The organism is Pseudomonas sp. P1.8, assembly GCF_001269805.1.
Lineage (GTDB): Bacteria > Pseudomonadota > Gammaproteobacteria > Pseudomonadales > Pseudomonadaceae > Aquipseudomonas.
Genome location: NZ_LHVM01000035.1, coordinates 1 through 1,197, shown reverse-complemented (window position 1 = coordinate 1,197; position 1,197 = coordinate 1). Strand labels below are relative to the sequence as shown.

Sequence of the window (1,197 nt, the reverse complement as noted above, 5' to 3'; positions counted from 1 at the left end):
GCAGTCGGTGTTGAACAGCTCCGGGGAGTTGACCGAGGCTTGCTGCGCGGCGTAGTTGAGCACGTCCTGGTTGCGCTGGATGCTGTTGAGCTTGGGGTTGCCTTCATAAGTACCGGCGGTGATCTGGCGTACCGCGTTGACCAACGACGAGGTCGCCTGCACGCCCGGATACTGTTGCAGCTCCCAGGCCAGACGATCGGCCAGCACCAGGGTCTTGTAGTTCAGACAGCCTTCCGGTGCGGTCTTGATCATCACCGCGAACAGGTCGCTGGACAGCGCGTAATGCTGGGTGATGTAGGCGTTGTCGCGGTTGTAGCGCGAGTCGGCGCGCAGCTCCGGCGCCCCGCTTTCCAGATCGCCGATCTTCAGGTCAAGGCTGACCACGAAACCGCCGATGCCCATCAACACCGCGACCAGCACGGCGCCGGTGGCCCACTTGGCCGTGGTGAAGCGATCGAGCGCGTCCCACAGTTTGCCGAAGCCTTTGTGCTTCTCGGCGCGGTTGTCGATTTTCAGCGCACGCTCGGCGGCTTTCGCGCCGACACCGACGTAAGACAATGCCACTGGCATCAGCAACAGCGAGGTGAAGATCAGCACCGCGACACCGATGCTGGCGGTGATCGCCAGGTCCTGGATGACCGGGATGTCGATCAGCATCAGCACCGCGAAGCCCACGGCGTCGGCCAGCAGCGCGGTGACCCCGGCGATGAACAGACGGCGGAAGGTGTAGCGCGCGGCGATCAGTTTATGGGTGCCACGGGCGATGTCCTGCATGATGCCGTTCATCTTCTGCGCGGCGTGGGACACGCCGATGGCGAAGATCAGGAACGGCACCAGCACCGAGTACGGATCGATGGCGTAACCGAGCCAGGCGACGATGCCCAGTTGCCAGACCACCGCAACCAGCGAGCAGCCGACCACCAGCAGGGTGCTGCGCACGCAACGGGTGTAGGCATAGATGATGATCAGCGAGGTGACCACGGCCAGGCCGAAGAACATCATCACCTGGATCAGGCCGTCGATCAGGTCGCCCATCAGTTTGGCGAAGCCGATCACCCGGACTTTGTAATGGCCGCTGCCTTCGACCCCGGATTTACGCGCCGCGCTGTCGCCGGCGTATTCGATCTTGTCGCGCAACTGCTCTTCGAGCATCTGAGAGAAGGCGTGGTAGTTGATGAGCTGGCCGCCGGCGGCGGC

At 63.3% G+C, this 1,197-nt stretch carries 1 protein-coding gene; it reads right to left on the bottom strand.

Translation table 11 applies throughout. From position 1 onward, the window contains the following. Positions 1 to 1,197: RND family transporter (locus AD668_RS28275; RefSeq protein ID WP_371259854.1), on the bottom strand; the 1,197-nt coding region annotated here is incomplete at both ends.